Genomic DNA, 15,496 nt, shown 5'->3' on the forward strand with positions numbered 1-15,496 from the left:
GGCTTTAGTCTATTGGAGCATACTGAAGATCCGAGTATTGCCCATCACTGGAGACACTACGCACAATATTGAAGTAATTAGGCAAGGATAGCCTTCAGCCGACAAAGAATGGAACTTACTCGACGTTCATGGAAGTACACATTCACTTATCGAGGTCAAATTCTATGCAAAGTCCGTCTCAACCTCCTTCGCAATTCATTGCATCACGTAATGTCGCACAAGAAATCTGCAGAGAGACGTGTGAAAACATTCATACACTATCAGCTCTACGTATCCTGGCTCTAGCGATACTGGGAGGGGGATTTATTTCTTTGGGCGCCCTATTCTCCATCCTTCTTTCGACAGGAATAGAAACGGAAGGCATACAGCTGGTGTTGCAAGGACTCGGCTTTTCAGTCGGCTTTTTTCTGGTCATTCTCACCGGGGCAGTGCTTTTTACCGAAGCCAATGTCATTCTGCCCATGAGCGCGCTAAACTGTTCAGGAATCGACCTGATTCGCCGAGGGGGGAAGTTCTGGATACTGTCTTGGTTCGGTAACTTGTTTGGAACCCTACTTTTCGGTTTCATTCTTTATGTTGCTCAACACTACTCCGCAGACCACTACCAGCTGTTAAGTGAAGTGGTGGCCAAAAAAATGCACTACCAGCAGGTAGGCGGTGTTGAGGGCTGGCTTACTCTAGTCGTATCGGGTATGCTCGGTAATTGGATGGTAGGAATGGCTGCGTTTCTTGCTGTTATGGGACGCACTATCATTGACAAGTTTATCCCCATCGCCCTGATGGTCAGCCTATTTGTGGCTGGAAATTTCCAGCACAGCCCTGCCAACATGGCTTACTTTTCGATGATTATGCCGACCGGCGAGGGGCCTGGCTGGGTAGACGCTATTCTATGGAACATCATACCGGCAGGCATTGGAAATATTTTGGGGGGTAGTTTATTAGTCGCCTTACCATTGTGGTATGGACTCCGCGGACAACCCTGCAATTAGCAGACAATTCGACATATAGGTTTTCAATTTCTATTGATAGGCAACCAGTAAGAACATCATCAAAAATAGCCGGAAAAAGACCATTAGAACTGATGCCCAATGACAGCACTTTAAAACTATTTTCCTTTGCTGAAAAGGTTATCTAATAACTATGAAATTGGGAATACTATTTGAGACAACAACCTTATAGTCGGATTAGATGTGTGTGCTATCAACAATATCCTTCGCTACGAATTCGTTCAAAAACACCCATGCCCCGTTGGAGGAGCCATCGTTTTTCTCGCTCGTACCAGATTATATCGTATATACACATTCTCTCAATAAGGTAATTAATTCAATGTCATTTCACCAGTTTACCTGTACTTCGATAGCTTTAGTAACTATACCACTCAATGCACAGACGTTTTTTCCAACAGATATCGTTGACTGGCAATCAAAAGAGTTTAGTGGTAACTCCTCTTACTCCGTCGTGTCATCAAGTCGTCAACAAGCCCCTTATCTCGTTGGCTCCTGCAGTGCTGGCAACGCATCAGGGCTTTTCCTTGAAGACGAGATGCCTATAACTCCGACCACCAAATTACGTTGGCGTTGGCGTATTCCTGCAACACTCCCGACTAACCCAAATGAAAAAACCAAAGCAGGCGATGATTTTAGTGCGCGAGTTTACGTTATCGTGAAACGCGGCTTTTTCAATTTATCATCACGTGCCATTAATTATGTCTGGAGTAGCCAAGACGCTATTGGCGAGCATTGGCCCAATCCATTCACGAAAAATGCACACATGGTCGTTGTCTCGGATAATACCACGCCAATTGGCCAGTGGCAGGCAATAAGCCGCAATATTCAGCGGGACTTTCGTCGATATCACGGTATAGATATTACTGAAATAGACAGCTTAGCTATCATGGTAGACTGCGATAATCATGGCGCTTCGCGAGAGTTTCATTTAGCAAATATTAGTCTTGGTTGGCCTGCTGATGAAGGCGTTCAATAAGTGGGCAGTACAACTTATCTTGCTGCTGTTGACATTGCTCAACAAGATCCGCGAGAGCGCTTTCCATTAGGGCGAGCTGCTGTTGTTTTTCTCGTACAGCAGTCAACTTCCGCTCGGCTAAAGCACTGATATCCTCACAATGTCCACCATCCTCCAGGCTGAGTAGTTCGCCAATTTCGTTTAGATTAAAGCCCAGCTCCTGTGCTTTACGAATAAATCGTAAGCGTTCGACATCACCATCGCTGTAAGTGCGAAGACCACCCAGGGGTCGTTCCGGAAGCGTTATCAGGCCTCGCTTCTGGTAATAACGCACCGTTTCAACGCCTACGCCCGCAGAGCCTGCCAGCCGGCTTATGGTTAATTTTACTTTTTTCATTGAAAACGTTGACTCCGTAGTTAACTACGGACTTAACCTTAGCTTACCGAAAAGAAAAATTATAGTCACGTTTTTAAGGAGAACGCATATGCCAACTAACCCAAAAGGCAATAGCTCACTCATAACCGGTGTTGTTGCAGCCATTCTGGCCTCAGCCTGTTGCCTAATCCCGTTTATTCTACTGTCAATTGGGCTATCCGGTGCGTGGTTAAGCAGTCTTTCTGCTCTGGACCCGTTTCGTCCACTATTTATTGGTATTGCGCTCATTGCCCTTTACTTTGCATACCGAAATATGGCCAAAAAGGCGCCTTTTTGGGTGATCGCATGCCTCGTTGCTCTATTTATTATCTTTCCACACATTTTGCCTTATCTATAACGCACAAGGATATACCTTATGAGTTCAAAACAGCGGATCGCAATTATAGGCAGTGGCGGCGCATCAATGGCAGCGGCTATTAAGGCTGCTGAACGGGGGGCACGAGTGACGCTTATCGAGCGTGGCACAATAGGCGGCACCTGCGTCAACATAGGCTGCGTGCCTTCCAAGATCATGATACGAGCTGCACAAATTGCTCATCTTCGTCGAAACAGTCCTTTTGATAATGCTATAACTGCCCATTCACCGACAATCAACCGCAGGCAGCTGTTAACACAACAGCAACAAAGGGTTGACGCGCTGCGTGAATCAAAATACACCGATATTCTGCGCGACAATCCAGACATTCAAACAATAAATGGAGAAGCACACTTCTCATCCAATCGACAATTACGTGTCACTCTTGATAACGGAGAAGAACAACGAGTCGATTTTGAACAGGCTTTTATAGGTACCGGTGCACGACCATCAATCCCACCGTTGCCAGGATTAGAGAATACGCCTTACTTAACTTCGACCACAGCCCTGGCGCTGCAAAAAACACCTGATCGCCTGACAGTGATCGGTGGCGGGTATGTTGCGTTAGAGCTCGCCCAGGCGTTCGCGCGACTGGGCAGCAAAGTCACCATTGTCGCAAGAAGTAAACTCTTGTCACAAACAGACCCGGAGATTGGCGAGACCTTAAAAGATGTCTTAACAAATGAAGGAATTAGAGTATTACAAAACACTCAGATCGATAAGGTTAGCTATTACAATCACCAATTTCTCGTTGAAACCAATGCCGGCGCATTACTTTCTGAACAACTACTAGTAGCTACGGGTCGTATCGCTAATACGGAAGACTTGGATCTTGACAAAATCGGTGTAACAACCAAAGACGGAGCTATTGTCGTTGATGACCGGCTACAGACATCATTAAAAGGGATCTATGCCGGAGGGGACTGCACACACTTGCCTGAATTCGTCTATGTTGCTGCGGCTTCTGGAACGCGCGCAGCTATTAACATGACCGGAGGGGATACAAACCTGGATTTAAGCAAAATGCCTTCAGTCATGTTTACAGAGCCACAAGTTGCATCGGTTGGTTTAACAGAGCAAGACGCAAAGCTGAAAAGTCGGCAGGTCAGCGTTCGGTCTTTGGACCTTAAACATGTTCCTCGCGCCTTGGTCAATTTTGATACTCACGGATTTGTTAAAATGGTTGCCGACGCAAACTCAGGCGAATTGCTTGGCGTTCAGGCCGCTTCAGAGAATGCCGGTGAACTTATCCAAGCAGCCGTTTTTGCAATGAGAGCCCGGTTAACAGTTCAAGAAATAGGCAACGAGCTCTTTCCTTATTTGACAATGGTCGAAGCAATTAAGCTGTGCGCCCAAACCTTTGATAAAGACGTGGGTCAGCTATCGTGCTGCGCAGGCTAAACTGCTAGCTTGATTAATTTATTAGCTGATCGGCCAGTACGCGTAGGTCAGCAACACGATTGTCTACCGGCAACCCGAGAGGGTAAGTACACTTACCCGATCGCTCAACAAATGTCGTCTGCATACCTACTGCTTTAGCGCCATTGACATCCCAACCATGGGCTGCGACCATCATGCCCTGCTCTGCGGTTATCCCCATTTCCTTGAGCGCCCAATGATAGACGGCCGGATAAGGCTTATAGGTACGAATGGATTCAACACTCAACACGTTATCGAAGTAATCAATGATACCGGCATTGTTCAGTTGTTTGTTCAGCCCAGTAAGCGAAGAGTTCGACAGGGCCACTAAACGGATATCGGTACTTTTAAGCTGCCCTAACGCCTGACTTACCTCAGGGTGAGGAGGAGCCGACGACATCGCATTGCCAATAGACGCTTTCGCATTCTCCAAATCAACCTCAACTCCATGATTCTGACCCACCATGACCAAAGCGGCAGCACCAATATCACTAAACGGGTGAAACTGCCCGCTCGCGCAATCTACCAACGAATGATGCAACAATGTAGAAAACCAAATAGGCACTAAAGATTCATCGCCGTTGAGTTTATCTGCGATTGTCGATTTTACTGACGACATGTCCAGCATCGTTTCATTCACATCGAAATAAATGACTTTAGGCGCTTTCATAATGCATTTGCATTCCATATCACTGTGTAGCTACAACCTATCATAAGTGACTTGGATACTCTCAATTTATTTGATGGCACTGAAAGTCGATTTAAAAACGGCTACCGAATGTCTAGTGAACTAGTGGCGATTCAGTTTGATTCTTAGTGAGTCAATGCGACCGGTCAGGTTAATTGTCGCTTAATAGCCACTCTTCCACATATCGATTTCCTCTGCCTTACAGCCATTAAAGGCTGATGAGATTAACAGGAACGCTGCTCCGCTTTTTTAAGTCAGTAGGTCGCATATAATGAACTTACGCAAACACCACAAACCACCCGACCTTTTTCCGCACATGCTAGGCGCGCCGCCTTTTCGTCCTTGCATGCAAACACGTTCCCTGAACTATCCGCTCTATTCATCCCCTTACAAATAGATTCCCGCTGGGACGTACATCCTTCATCTGTAAATTCACCTTTAAACAGATGGCATTCATCTGTTTCGCTCATCTTCTTCAAAATATATGCGCTTTGGGCCATGTCGATTCACCTCCACTATTAAATTTAATATTTGTGCACTCATCTCTCGGCTGAACTAATGATATCCAACTTTGACTTTTTATTATGTAATTGACATTAAATGACTTAAATACACAACATAATAGTAAGGTGAGCTGTTTTGCATAGGAAGATATGCCGACGACAACTCCGTTAACCGCGAATGACAGGTTAGCTCGAAGCCTGAGTACCACTTTTATTCAGAGATGGGGGGTAAATACAGTCTGAGTCGTAGAATAAGGCAATAGGTGGTTAATAAGACACCAAATATTCAGTGAGATTTTAATTCTTAGCAATGCTCTAACATCGCTCTCTCAGGAAGGTATTGATTAGCCTCTGCTGTTCGTTCAACCGCTCAATAATGTCAGTAAAGCTATCAGGTGTACTGAAGAACATTCCACCGCTTACGGACTGGTCGTAATCTTTTTTGATGTCCTTAAGCAAACCGTCGGGCGGAATTAACACCAATTCACCGGAAAGGATATCTTCAAAAGAAACACCTCGGGTCGCCCACCGGGCGGACTTCATTGCGACAACGTTCTCCAATGCTTCGGCGCTTTGGTATGTGCCTTCCTCGAGGTTTCTCAAAATGCAGTCTACATCGTACCAATGCCTGGACAGCCGCACCGTATCAGGCGCGTTCTCTTGTGTGCAGAATTGATGAAGTGCGGTTAGCTTTTCCCAAATAATGTAATCGGGGTGGTAAGCCTCCACTGCGGCTTTCGGTAAGGCGTGTGACTTTGAAACCTCATCTATTTCTGACAGGTAAGTCGTTACCGGTTTAGAAACCGTCGGCCGGCCCCGGTTACGGCCGCCAAATTCGAGCAGTACATGCTCTAACTGATAAGAGCCATCCTGGAATGCCACATGTGGGAAGTGAACGTCGATTTTCTCGCCACCAGAGCCTTCTTCTATTTCGGCGCTCAGGCCCTTAATACCATAACCTGAAAGTCTGCCATTCAATTTCTGAACGAAGTCATTGGCCCAGGCTTCTAAACGCTTACCCTGAGCACGCCTAAACTTATCTTGTTGGCTACGGCTTTTGGTCGTTTGCGCCCAAGCAGCAGCTTCATCATCTGATTCTGCTAAGTCAGCCCAATGAATCGATAAATCAATATCCTCAGAGAATCGCTCTATGGTGCTATAACACTTACTAAGAGCCGTTCCACCTTTGAACGCCACGTCATGGCCATCTAATAAATTTTCTTCGTAAAGCAACCGCAGAATTTCGGTTACCCAAATATCCTTCTCTAAAAAATTAGCGCCCAAACCTCTTTCAGAGTTCTGGGCAGCATAGTCTAGGATTGATTTCAACTCAGCTCGCTTAGCGTCGGTTTTATAATAATTAAATATGTCCATTACACTGTCGCGTTCTCAACTTGCATGAGCTTATGACGCCACTGAGAGCTCAATGTGGAATGCTTGAGATTCTTGAAGACACGCTTTTTCTCAATTACCGTCAACGATAATCGCTTAAATACCTTACGGAATTGCTCTGGCTTAAAATGCTCTGGCTCCATCACCGAAAGGCTTCGAAAAATCAGTCCTTCAGGTTGGTTCAGCCACTTAAGCTTGCTGGACGCGACGTGTTTCACCTGAACGACCGAATTTCCCACCTTGAATTCACGTGAAGGGCCATTCGTCCAATACATGGTCCGGGCTGGAGCCTGAGTCTGCAGTCCCAGCCGGTAAGCCGCTTCAAAGCCATGCAAAACAAGCTTATATCCATGAGTCTTAGCCCAGGCCTTAGCTACTGCCTCTGGGCTCGTCAAGATTTTAGCTCCTGGCAGGCTGCTTATCGATTTAGGGCGAACATAAAATCCTTTTGACACACGCACAATTTCGCCTGACTTCGCCAGTCGGCTAAAAGCTTTTTGAACGGTACTTTCCGTACCCAGCTCATAAAACCCCTCTATGGAAAAAGGTACCCCTTTTCTCATATGAGCAATCCGAGCTTCAACTTGTGCGGCGATAGACATAATAAAACCTGACACTTTAAATTAATGTACTTTCATTATAGAACAACAAATTCAAGCTGTACAGAATGAATTATGTCAGGTTTATTCTATACAGATAGCTACAAAAATGATTTATACCAATAGATAACGTTATAACATGCAGTGTCGTCGTTTGCATTCGGGGATGCCCCAACCACACCCTCACTCCGGTTTTCAAAAATTCATGAAAATAGAGAAAAAAACCTGCCAATTCTTTTAATGCACTGATAATTCATGGGTTTGCCGCGGAAGAGTGAGTGAACGAGATATCATAGTTGTAACGCCTAGTGCGATGAGCACCAGGCAGAATGCAGATGAGGTACACACTATGGACGGTCAATACAGCAGACTAATACAAATTTCATTAACGGATCTTTTCATCCATCCACGGGCAATTGTCGCATGTCAATTTGAGCGCGACTTGATTCTTCAGTGCGACGTCACAGCAGTGAAACCTGATCCCCAGTCATCGGTGCAGAATGAGCACCCGGTGGTGGTGAGCGCAGGTATGGATTATTTGGTTGTATCGGGTTGGGCAGAGCTCTTCGATGCCCATCGCGAAAATCGAAAACGGATTTTTGTTGTCTGTGTTTCTTTTATCGACGATGGCGAAGTAGAGTATCTGGCTCTTCGATATGTTTATAAGCGTTTTACGAATCAACTTGATGACAGTACCTATGGAGCCCAATTAGCCGCATTTCTTCAAATGTGCTTCAACTCGGTCCTCGATAGGATTTCAACCGTCAAGCAAAAAACACCCATCGGCACCGCAAAGGAAATCTCGTCGATTAATACAAAGCGAATTCATCGTCAAATCGAAAATCGTATGGAAAAACTGCGTCTGATTATAGAGGGGCAGTCACATGAATAAGGGAAAAGAAACACCAAGCAATGGTCTTAAAAAGAGCTACAGGGCGAAGCATGCATTGCGGAACAAAAAACGCCTGCAGGCTTCTCCTCACCGCTTAACAGACGCAACATACGAAAAAATTTGTGACTTTTGTCTCTCTGATCTTAGCAATTCGACCAAAGCACTAATCATGATAATGATCATTACCGGACGTCAACTTGAGCATATCCTGAGCGAATCGGTTTCATATGAAGTGCTTGCCTCTGGCGTCGGCAAATTGGGATCGACATGGCGATTCACGTCGCCTTCATCGTCAATATTTACCACTCTTGGAAAACTTGAAGTGTCCGGTGACCCATTCATTACGATCCCACCAGTTTTAGCAAAGTTGCTCTCATATATACGAGCAGCTAGGCTCGAGCTTTCAGACTGGGAAAGTTTAATAAAAGACTTGTTATCAGGTTTCAGAGGGCCTACCGGACAGCTGGTCACCATGAATTCTCTTCAACGCGTAATAGATTTCGAGTACCGAGCAATTGGGATGCCGCGACTGTACCGAGACTTCATCGCAAACCGCAAAAAGCGCGAAAACATGCAAAGCTATTATGTGGCATTTCGAGAGTCAGATCTGCGTCAGCACTACCTGAATTTCATGGGTATATTCCTGCCCGAAGTCGAATTAGCAGCGTGCGCAGCGGAACACTTTTCTGATGACTTGGTATTTGGCTCCCATCGAGCTCTTGATAAGCCCGGCGTTCAAGCGTTGTTTCAAGTGATTATCGGGGCCTTGCAGCGAGCGATTGACGGTGGTGACTCCATCAGAGTTCATAACTATTACCAGACATATGTTGTCACGTATTTGCAACTGGCGACTATGCACCGACCAATGAAAAACGTATTCCGCACCATCAAGCACTTTCACAATGATTTTTCACAAGTTGAAATTGAGGACAAATCGGAGAACTCCACCCGATTAGTCCCCCTTTGCGAATCTGGACGTCAAGTCCTTGCGCAGTACATCAACTATCTGAAAGCTTGTCGAAACCGACTTAGGTTTATTAATCACGCAAAGTACCAAGCAGTGTGCGACATGCTATCCGGCACTTCGAATCTATTTCGAATTCAGACCGACTCCGGGTTTTTAGATGATTTTTCGCAATCAGAGTGGGGCCTAGATGATCCTGTTTTTCACAAAATTAATTGGCATCGATGCACTACGGCGACTTGGATTTTCCAAGCTGGGGCTGATAGTGATGCTCTCGAGGCATACATGGGGCATCGGCAAGAACTCGATAGCCCCACTAGTCTCTACTCAACTGCTACTTATGAGCAATTGCTTGAAATCTCGACGCACGTTGACAAGTTCTTCAAAAGATTTGAAGTTCCTCAAGTGCGGCTGCCAAACATTTATCACCGGAGCTACTAGACATGGAAAAGTTAAAAAGACTTATTGAACATTACGGAAATAATACTCACCTGGAAGTAACTGAAAATGCAGAGCATTACGCGATAGCTGTTGAAGAGTTGTGGCGAAAAGAGTACTCCCAAAGCGGCGCTGGAGCAGTTAATAAGGCGCAGCTTCTCTCCACTGTTTTGTCGAGCATGAGAGAGTTAGACCATCTCAATGAGACTTGCCGAAAAGCATTGCTTGATGCGCTCCGACAGCGCTTGTTTAAGAATAAAGAATACAAGCCTAAACGTTCTAAACCAATTGTAGATAGCAAGGTCGTTGCAGCGAAATCTCTAATTGATAACGCGCTGGCAAAAGCTGACACTCTACTTCTTAACGAAAAGGGCTTAACTGCAAATAAGCACCTGTTTCTGGCTCTTATTTATGCTGCTATGGAGTCTGGCCTCTGTTTCGCTGAGGGGCTAGAGGCTCTTTATCAACGACTCATTGCTTCAGACGAGGTACTGGTGAAGATCGGTGACTTCTGGATTATCGAGCTTCACTACATACGTTCAAATCATGAGACTAATACTCGCGAAAACGGTAGGGCGTGGACAATCCGACCTTTCCACCCTGGCCCTCTAACACTGCTTGCCATTGAAGGTTTTATGAAATGCAAGCCGATGGTGTGTATCGAAAGTTCAGCGATGACGCTATTTAAAGCAGGCTTGGCTGAATTAACTGGCAATCAAGAGTTAACGAAAATTAAGAATTCCCGGCTGTTAAGAGCATGCGGAATGCTAATACGAGAGCAACCCGGTAGTTCGATGGGCAGCTTCTTAATGCATTATGCAACGGGCGATGTGAGCAGTGCCTCGACCTCTCGCGAAAGTCTACTGTGCTTGAACACCCAAAAGTTTCAAAAAAAACCTCTTCGGATTAAAAAAGACTCGACTGCGATTGTTTACGCGCCAGCGAAGCGGAAGACTCTAAAAAAGAAAGAAATCCCTGCTCACGATAGCGAATTTAATCGAGGGTTAAGAGAGCTGTTTAAGTCTGTACACCGCCGAAATGGTTCCAAAGCGGCGTATGCAAACGAGGTGGTTGACGCACTTGATGAGTTTTCTAAAAACAGACGGAATGATTTTTCAGAGCGAGCACAGCTGCTCTTCGATTGGCTACGACATAATTTCCAAACTCATAACCTGTCCAAATTTTCATCCGGAGCCCGATACCTGAGCTCAGTCGCAACAATTTGGCTAGATGTGTGTGAACGCATTGCAGTCTGTGCGTTGGAACAAGATGAAATCAACGATTTATACGATGTTCTGATTGAACGAGGCAAATTATCGGATAAACAATATCCCGAGCTCGTAGAGAGCTTCATGCGCTTTTTGCATGAACAAAAAGACATCGATCTTCCTATCCAACTCGTCCCTGAAGACGAAATCAAAAAGCCACACGTCCGCTCCAACCTGGCGGCGCCAAGGCACTTAGATCAGCTTCTCGTTGATATTAACGACGTGTATTCAGAATCGACATTTCATATCAGAGAGTCAATTCTCGTGATGCTGATTTTAATGATGCGCCACGGGCTCAGACCTGCCGAGGTTTGCAATATTCAGATGAAAGACATCTCTCTGCTTGGTAAGGGCCACGTGTTCATACGAGAAAACCGCCATTTCAAAGAGAAATCTTCGTCAGCGCGTCGACAATTAGAGTTAGATACCCTCCTACAGGATCGCGAGATTAATCTTGTGAGAAAGTTTATCAAAAGACGAATGACCGAAGAAAAAATGCAAGTTCAGGCTGATGGCAGAGTCACCGTGGAGAACAAGACAGGACTGCTATTCACCAAAGTCGTTGGGTACAATGTCTTTTTTGACATGCGCGAACTAAGTGGTCATGTCACAAGGCTCCTGACGAGCTATTCAGGTGTTCGGACGGTAATGTACCAGCTACGTCATGCAGCTCAAACGTCACTGGCTCTAGTCGCACTAGGTAGCGACCGAATTATTAAAAAATTCACTCCATATTCCCCAGAAAAGGCTCGGCAAATAAAAGCCTACTTACAACCGAGTGACTCCTTCAACACGCTCTACAAGGTATCTTCCGTGGCCGGCCACCTCGACTCATCAATCACTCTATCGACCTATTGCCACATGACCGATTTGCTCTTGTACGAAGCAATCGTCCGTAAGTCTAAATTGAATGATCTGAGCCTTGTAAAAGCACTCTCTCGCGTCCAGCATGCCAAGCTGCAAAAGCTGTCAACTGCATCTAGCTGTGACCTACTCAACACTCAAGAGCTGGCGGAACTAGCCGATCGTGTTTTGGAGAGCGAACGGGGCTCATGGGCAAAAGTTTTACCGACCAAAAACCTCAAAGAGAGAAATCCCGTCATGAGTCGCATATTTAACGTTGCGCCTGAATTTACCGCTGACAGCGTCAGTTTCATTCTTAAATCATTTGATAATGGTTTGGGGATTAATGAAATCTCTAAAATGTACAATGTTGAAAGCCGGATGGTTTCATGTGTGATTAATACTGCCGAAAGACTGAAACATCTATTTCTTACAAAAAGACGTCGTTTTCGCTTATATGAGGCAGATAGTAAAAAGCTCTCAGTTGCTGACCCTGTGGGTTTTGGAGAAATCTCTGAAGCAATTCGAATCCTTCAAAAGTTAATGCCAAGGTCAATGGAAAAACTTCCTAAAGAACTCCGAAAAATTATTTATAGATATCTCCGTTCTGCTATGTATGAGCCTTCATATATACCCATTCATAGTCCCCAAGAAGTCCAAGCGATTCTGGAGCATACCAAAACCGCAGTCCCAAGCTCGCGCTGGCTGCTGTCCATTGAGGCAGATCACGCCATTGAAGATAGGGTGTTAAACGACTACTGGGGCGGTGTTTCTGAGGATGTCGGCGAATTTCGTATTAACCGTAAGCAGGGGGGAATGAGGCAAAACCCCGAGGGATTAGGCTACCTGTTCTTTCTCCGCAACGATCTAACCGACGCGATGTTACAAAATATGCAGAAAAAGAAATACGGTCAGCACTCATCAAGAGCATTAATTAAAGCGTTTCATGAGCTAGCCGTTTACTCAGGAGCGCTGAGACAATATTCAACCCAAGTGTGAAAATATATGAGTGATCGTAGGTAAATGCTTTTTAGTAAAAGCCTCGATCATCATTTCCTGTAGTTGCTAAGAAACTAGATATCTAGAACTGCGTAACTCGTTAAAAATAAAACTCAAACTACTTGAATTTTTAATTTTCTTTAACCAAATTGTGCCAGCGTTCGCATACGTCACGGATGTCGTCAAATTATCAACAAGGAATTAATTATGAAAAACGATGCTGACTGGAAAAAACACTTACTTGCTTCGGATGCTACTCTTGAATTCTTGGTTTCAAGAACACTCGTAGAAGCTGGATTTTCAACAAACTCAAGCATGTTCTCTTCTGGAATGAAAGGTGATGACCGGCCCATCTCCATAAATGCCGTTGGATTCACGCCTTTCGGAGATCCTGATTCGATTACGTCTGATGTGTCGCTACATATTGATTGTCAGATGCGAGAGAGCACCGCCAGCTGGCTCTTTTTCCCTGATACTAACCAACCTGACTTATCTGAATACACACTTGGCACAACCATTCGAGCAATTGATGAGTTTTCCATGAATTCATTGGCGTCCGACCATACTTATGAGTTTGAAGAGCGGCTACCTTGTGCTGGTCATGGTATAGAATTTGGATGCAATAGGGGCTCCGATTCGATAAGACTCATAGATAAGTTTTTACGACGATCGCAGTTTTCACTACCGCATTTATTCACGCATAGTATCAATGAAGTCGCCTATGCTGCAGCTATTACGTCAGTCCCATTTTTTATCTGCCCCTTAATTGTAACTAATGCTCCACTATATGTTGCGAACTCAGAAATTTCTCTCGACTCATTACAGAGATCAAAGCAGCTTGAGGACATTGCTGAACAAGTTCCCTATCTCGTGACATACAGAAGTATTGAGCGCGTATTTGAAGAGCACTGCAGCCGGGAGTTTGGTGAAAATCTTCGGTTTGATATGGAGTATTTACAGCAACTGCAATCCCGCAAGGTTGCGTTCGGCCAAGCTCAACTCGCACCTAGCGACATCATTAACGGGCTTATCGAGGGTGAGAGATATCTACTAGATAAATACTTTTCGCAGTTCATTGTCTGTAATTTCGAGCACCTACCATCGCTGTTGAATTACATCAAAAATCTTGTTTCAAACACGGTTGACGATAACCACCCATCAGAAATCATGGCCTTGCATTGAGACCTGGGCGCCTATAATTGACGAGCTGGCGAGGCGAATATTCACATTTCAAAACTCTAATATTCGCCCTCAGATCATTTCTGTACACTGAACCGCCACGAGTTCACAAAACAGGTGGCATAAAAATTGAAATCTCATTGAAAATTCGATGTTATTTCAGGGGAAAGGTCACACGCTCAACCAAGAGTTGTGCTTTTTTGATATCTTCGGGCGAAAATTGAGCTTTGGCCACAAAGTTGGATATGTTGTTTTTGACCCCAACTTTACCGATGACCTTAAGTTTATACTCAAAGCGATTTTCATCTGCATCTAACCTCAAAATCATGACATTTTTTGGATTCAACGAATTTTCATTTTGAACCAGTATTTGCAAAGCAGAAACTACCCGTTCAGCACTAGATCGTGACATCCGCCGCCCCAGAATGACCGCCGTAATCCCTCCGACAATCGCGATTCTGTTCTCTTTAGTATTCTTGAAACGCTGATAGCCATCCAAACCTTCAAGTATTAATCTAGCTTCCTGCTCGTATCGCCAGCTAGAAGATTTATACAACATGAACTTTCGTAGTCTTTTGGCGCTTGCTTTGCACTAAATTCAGCCGGGTAGTCGTAGTGATCCTCTGCTTCAGAAAAGAATAATTTATGACTAAACCAGTGAATAAGATTTATTTGGGGCCTGCTTTTCCGATAGGAAACGTTTTGCAACTTTAGTTCACCTCGTTTACTAGCCCCTATTTCATTAAATTCAAAACTATTACCATTAATCTCTTTACTAACTTTTTGAACCGTCACAAATGTATCAATAGGGAGCTGAACTTGAATTTCACTGTCTTTAGATTCATGAACTATGACTAAACCTTTATCGGCCTCTGCATAATGTCCCCACATAGTCGGATTAAAAGGCGATTTAGAAAAGGATAGTGTCGAATAGGTTCTATTAATGTCGACAAGTAATAGCTCAACTAGGTAATCGTCTAATTTCGGTACCAAAACGCCGAGGAGAGGGTCGTCATTCAGTTTTAAGTTCTCCATGGCACTTCGGACTAGTTCTTTGAAGCTTTGAAATTGGAGTGGCCTCTTAGAAGATAGCTTCGATACTTCCCGGGCAACAAGATTGAATATCTTACCTGACTCAAAAATTTCATGACTATTAGGTCTTATAATTTCCTCAGAGCATCGACAAAACACCCAATAAGAAAAGCGTAAGTATGCCTCTTTATCACCTTGTAAAATGAGCTTTGGATAGCCTTCGTTTCCGTCATTTAGTTCAGATGGAGTGGAAAATAAATATTCTCCTCGCTTCAAATTCCCTAGCGTTAGCTCATTAATTGACTGATACCGATAGAAAAGTGCGCTTGTAGGCTGCTCAACCTTCACGTTGTCTTTGTTGACTGCGACTTCATTAATTGAACCTCCACTGCTATCGGTAGACATACTATCTCCTTTTAACACTGCAATTGGCAGCATCATGATAAGTCATGCTACTTTTGCTTTGGGTGCAAGTGCTTTAGTTTACCTTACTGCTATACTCACTCTAGATGCGTAATCCGTATTTG

General features: G+C 44.6%; 15 protein-coding genes. 8 read left to right on the forward strand and 7 right to left on the reverse strand.

What is annotated here, in order from left to right; genetic code table 11:
* Positions 1-164: 164 nt before the first annotated feature.
* Both B2U97_RS05420 and B2U97_RS05425 read left to right on the forward strand, forming a co-directional pair.
* On the forward strand, positions 165-989 hold the full coding sequence (locus B2U97_RS05420) for a formate/nitrite transporter family protein (protein WP_286823388.1): 825 nt from the start codon (positions 165-167) through the stop codon (positions 987-989).
* Positions 990-1,326: 337 nt separating this feature from the next.
* Complete coding sequence (locus B2U97_RS05425) at positions 1,327-1,983, forward strand: DUF3047 domain-containing protein (RefSeq protein ID WP_286823389.1); 657 nt, start codon at positions 1,327-1,329, stop codon at positions 1,981-1,983.
* Here B2U97_RS05425 and merR read toward each other — a convergent pair.
* A complete protein-coding gene (gene merR, locus B2U97_RS05430) occupies positions 1,946-2,359 on the reverse strand; it encodes an Hg(II)-responsive transcriptional regulator (RefSeq protein ID WP_286823390.1) in 414 nt (137 codons plus the stop codon). The genes B2U97_RS05425 and merR overlap by 38 nt on opposite strands.
* An 88-nt stretch (positions 2,360-2,447) precedes the next feature.
* Here merR and B2U97_RS05435 point away from each other — a divergent pair, with 88 nt between their 5' ends.
* Entirely contained in the window at positions 2,448-2,735 is a 288-nt protein-coding gene (locus B2U97_RS05435; protein WP_286823391.1) for a mercuric transporter MerT family protein, read from the forward strand.
* A gap of 18 nt (positions 2,736-2,753) precedes the next feature.
* Entirely contained in the window at positions 2,754-4,154 is a 1,401-nt protein-coding gene (gene merA / locus B2U97_RS05440; RefSeq protein ID WP_286823392.1) for a mercury(II) reductase, read from the forward strand.
* Between the two features lie 13 nt (positions 4,155-4,167).
* Here merA and B2U97_RS05445 read toward each other — a convergent pair whose 3' ends face one another.
* The 4 genes from B2U97_RS05445 to B2U97_RS05460 all read right to left on the reverse strand — a co-directional run bounded on the left by B2U97_RS05445 (position 4,168) and on the right by B2U97_RS05460 (position 7,357).
* Entirely contained in the window at positions 4,168-4,842 is a 675-nt protein-coding gene (locus B2U97_RS05445; protein ID WP_286823393.1) for a haloacid dehalogenase type II, read from the reverse strand.
* A gap of 272 nt (positions 4,843-5,114) precedes the next feature.
* A complete protein-coding gene (locus B2U97_RS05450; protein WP_286830321.1) occupies positions 5,115-5,360 on the reverse strand; it encodes a hypothetical protein in 246 nt (81 codons plus the stop codon).
* Positions 5,361-5,678: 318 nt separating this feature from the next.
* Positions 5,679-6,692: a nucleotidyl transferase AbiEii/AbiGii toxin family protein gene (locus B2U97_RS05455; RefSeq protein WP_286823394.1), complete on the reverse strand. Its 1,014-nt coding sequence runs from the start codon at positions 6,690-6,692 to the stop codon at positions 5,679-5,681.
* 44 nt (positions 6,693-6,736) lie between these two features.
* Positions 6,737-7,357, reverse strand: a complete 621-nt coding sequence (locus tag B2U97_RS05460) for a DUF6088 family protein (protein WP_286823395.1) — start codon at positions 7,355-7,357, stop codon at positions 6,737-6,739.
* A gap of 346 nt (positions 7,358-7,703) precedes the next feature.
* Between B2U97_RS05460 and B2U97_RS05465 the strand changes: the two genes are divergently transcribed.
* The 4 genes from B2U97_RS05465 to B2U97_RS05480 all read left to right on the forward strand — a co-directional run bounded on the left by B2U97_RS05465 (position 7,704) and on the right by B2U97_RS05480 (position 13,940).
* Positions 7,704-8,246 (forward strand): hypothetical protein, encoded by a 543-nt coding sequence (locus B2U97_RS05465; protein ID WP_286823396.1) that lies wholly within the window; start codon positions 7,704-7,706, stop codon positions 8,244-8,246.
* Positions 8,239-9,651, forward strand: a complete 1,413-nt coding sequence (locus B2U97_RS05470) for a hypothetical protein (protein WP_286823397.1) — start codon at positions 8,239-8,241, stop codon at positions 9,649-9,651. Before B2U97_RS05465 ends, B2U97_RS05470 begins: the two co-directional genes overlap by 8 nt.
* Positions 9,652-9,653: 2 nt before the next feature.
* Positions 9,654-12,758 (forward strand): hypothetical protein, encoded by a 3,105-nt coding sequence (locus B2U97_RS05475; protein ID WP_286823398.1) that lies wholly within the window; start codon positions 9,654-9,656, stop codon positions 12,756-12,758.
* A 207-nt stretch (positions 12,759-12,965) separates the two neighbouring features.
* On the forward strand, positions 12,966-13,940 hold the full coding sequence (locus B2U97_RS05480; RefSeq protein WP_286823399.1) for a hypothetical protein: 975 nt from the start codon (positions 12,966-12,968) through the stop codon (positions 13,938-13,940).
* 151 nt (positions 13,941-14,091) lie between these two features.
* Here B2U97_RS05480 and B2U97_RS05485 read toward each other — a convergent pair whose 3' ends face one another.
* Complete coding sequence (locus B2U97_RS05485; RefSeq protein WP_286823400.1) at positions 14,092-14,496, reverse strand: hypothetical protein; 405 nt, start codon at positions 14,494-14,496, stop codon at positions 14,092-14,094.
* Positions 14,448-15,374, reverse strand: coding sequence for a hypothetical protein (locus B2U97_RS05490; protein WP_286823401.1), 927 nt, complete (start codon positions 15,372-15,374; stop codon positions 14,448-14,450). The genes B2U97_RS05485 and B2U97_RS05490 overlap by 49 nt, the downstream gene beginning before the upstream one ends.
* Between the last annotated feature and the right edge of the window lie 122 nt (positions 15,375-15,496).

It is taken from the genome of Idiomarina sp. UBA3176 (assembly GCF_002364295.1).
GTDB lineage: Bacteria > Pseudomonadota > Gammaproteobacteria > Enterobacterales > Alteromonadaceae > Idiomarina > Idiomarina loihiensis.

Excerpts from the sequence above, each read along its gene's own strand:
- B2U97_RS05420 (WP_286823388.1), top strand. The coding sequence starts at position 165 with ATGCAAAGTCCGTCTCAACCTCCTTCGCAATTCATTGCATCACGTAAT.
- B2U97_RS05425 (WP_286823389.1), top strand. The coding sequence starts at position 1,327 with ATGTCATTTCACCAGTTTACCTGTACTTCGATAGCTTTAGTAACTATA.
- merR (WP_286823390.1), bottom strand. The coding sequence starts at position 2,359 with ATGAAAAAAGTAAAATTAACCATAAGCCGGCTGGCAGGCTCTGCGGGC.
- B2U97_RS05435 (WP_286823391.1), top strand. The coding sequence starts at position 2,448 with ATGCCAACTAACCCAAAAGGCAATAGCTCACTCATAACCGGTGTTGTT.
- merA (WP_286823392.1), top strand. The coding sequence starts at position 2,754 with ATGAGTTCAAAACAGCGGATCGCAATTATAGGCAGTGGCGGCGCATCA.
- B2U97_RS05445 (WP_286823393.1), bottom strand. The coding sequence starts at position 4,842 with ATGAAAGCGCCTAAAGTCATTTATTTCGATGTGAATGAAACGATGCTG.
- B2U97_RS05450 (WP_286830321.1), bottom strand. The coding sequence starts at position 5,360 with ATGGCCCAAAGCGCATATATTTTGAAGAAGATGAGCGAAACAGATGAA.
- B2U97_RS05460 (WP_286823395.1), bottom strand. The coding sequence starts at position 7,357 with ATGTCTATCGCCGCACAAGTTGAAGCTCGGATTGCTCATATGAGAAAA.
- B2U97_RS05465 (WP_286823396.1), top strand. The coding sequence starts at position 7,704 with ATGGACGGTCAATACAGCAGACTAATACAAATTTCATTAACGGATCTT.
- B2U97_RS05470 (WP_286823397.1), top strand. The coding sequence starts at position 8,239 with ATGAATAAGGGAAAAGAAACACCAAGCAATGGTCTTAAAAAGAGCTAC.
- B2U97_RS05475 (WP_286823398.1), top strand. The coding sequence starts at position 9,654 with ATGGAAAAGTTAAAAAGACTTATTGAACATTACGGAAATAATACTCAC.
- B2U97_RS05480 (WP_286823399.1), top strand. The coding sequence starts at position 12,966 with ATGAAAAACGATGCTGACTGGAAAAAACACTTACTTGCTTCGGATGCT.
- B2U97_RS05485 (WP_286823400.1), bottom strand. The coding sequence starts at position 14,496 with ATGTTGTATAAATCTTCTAGCTGGCGATACGAGCAGGAAGCTAGATTA.
- B2U97_RS05490 (WP_286823401.1), bottom strand. The coding sequence starts at position 15,374 with ATGTCTACCGATAGCAGTGGAGGTTCAATTAATGAAGTCGCAGTCAAC.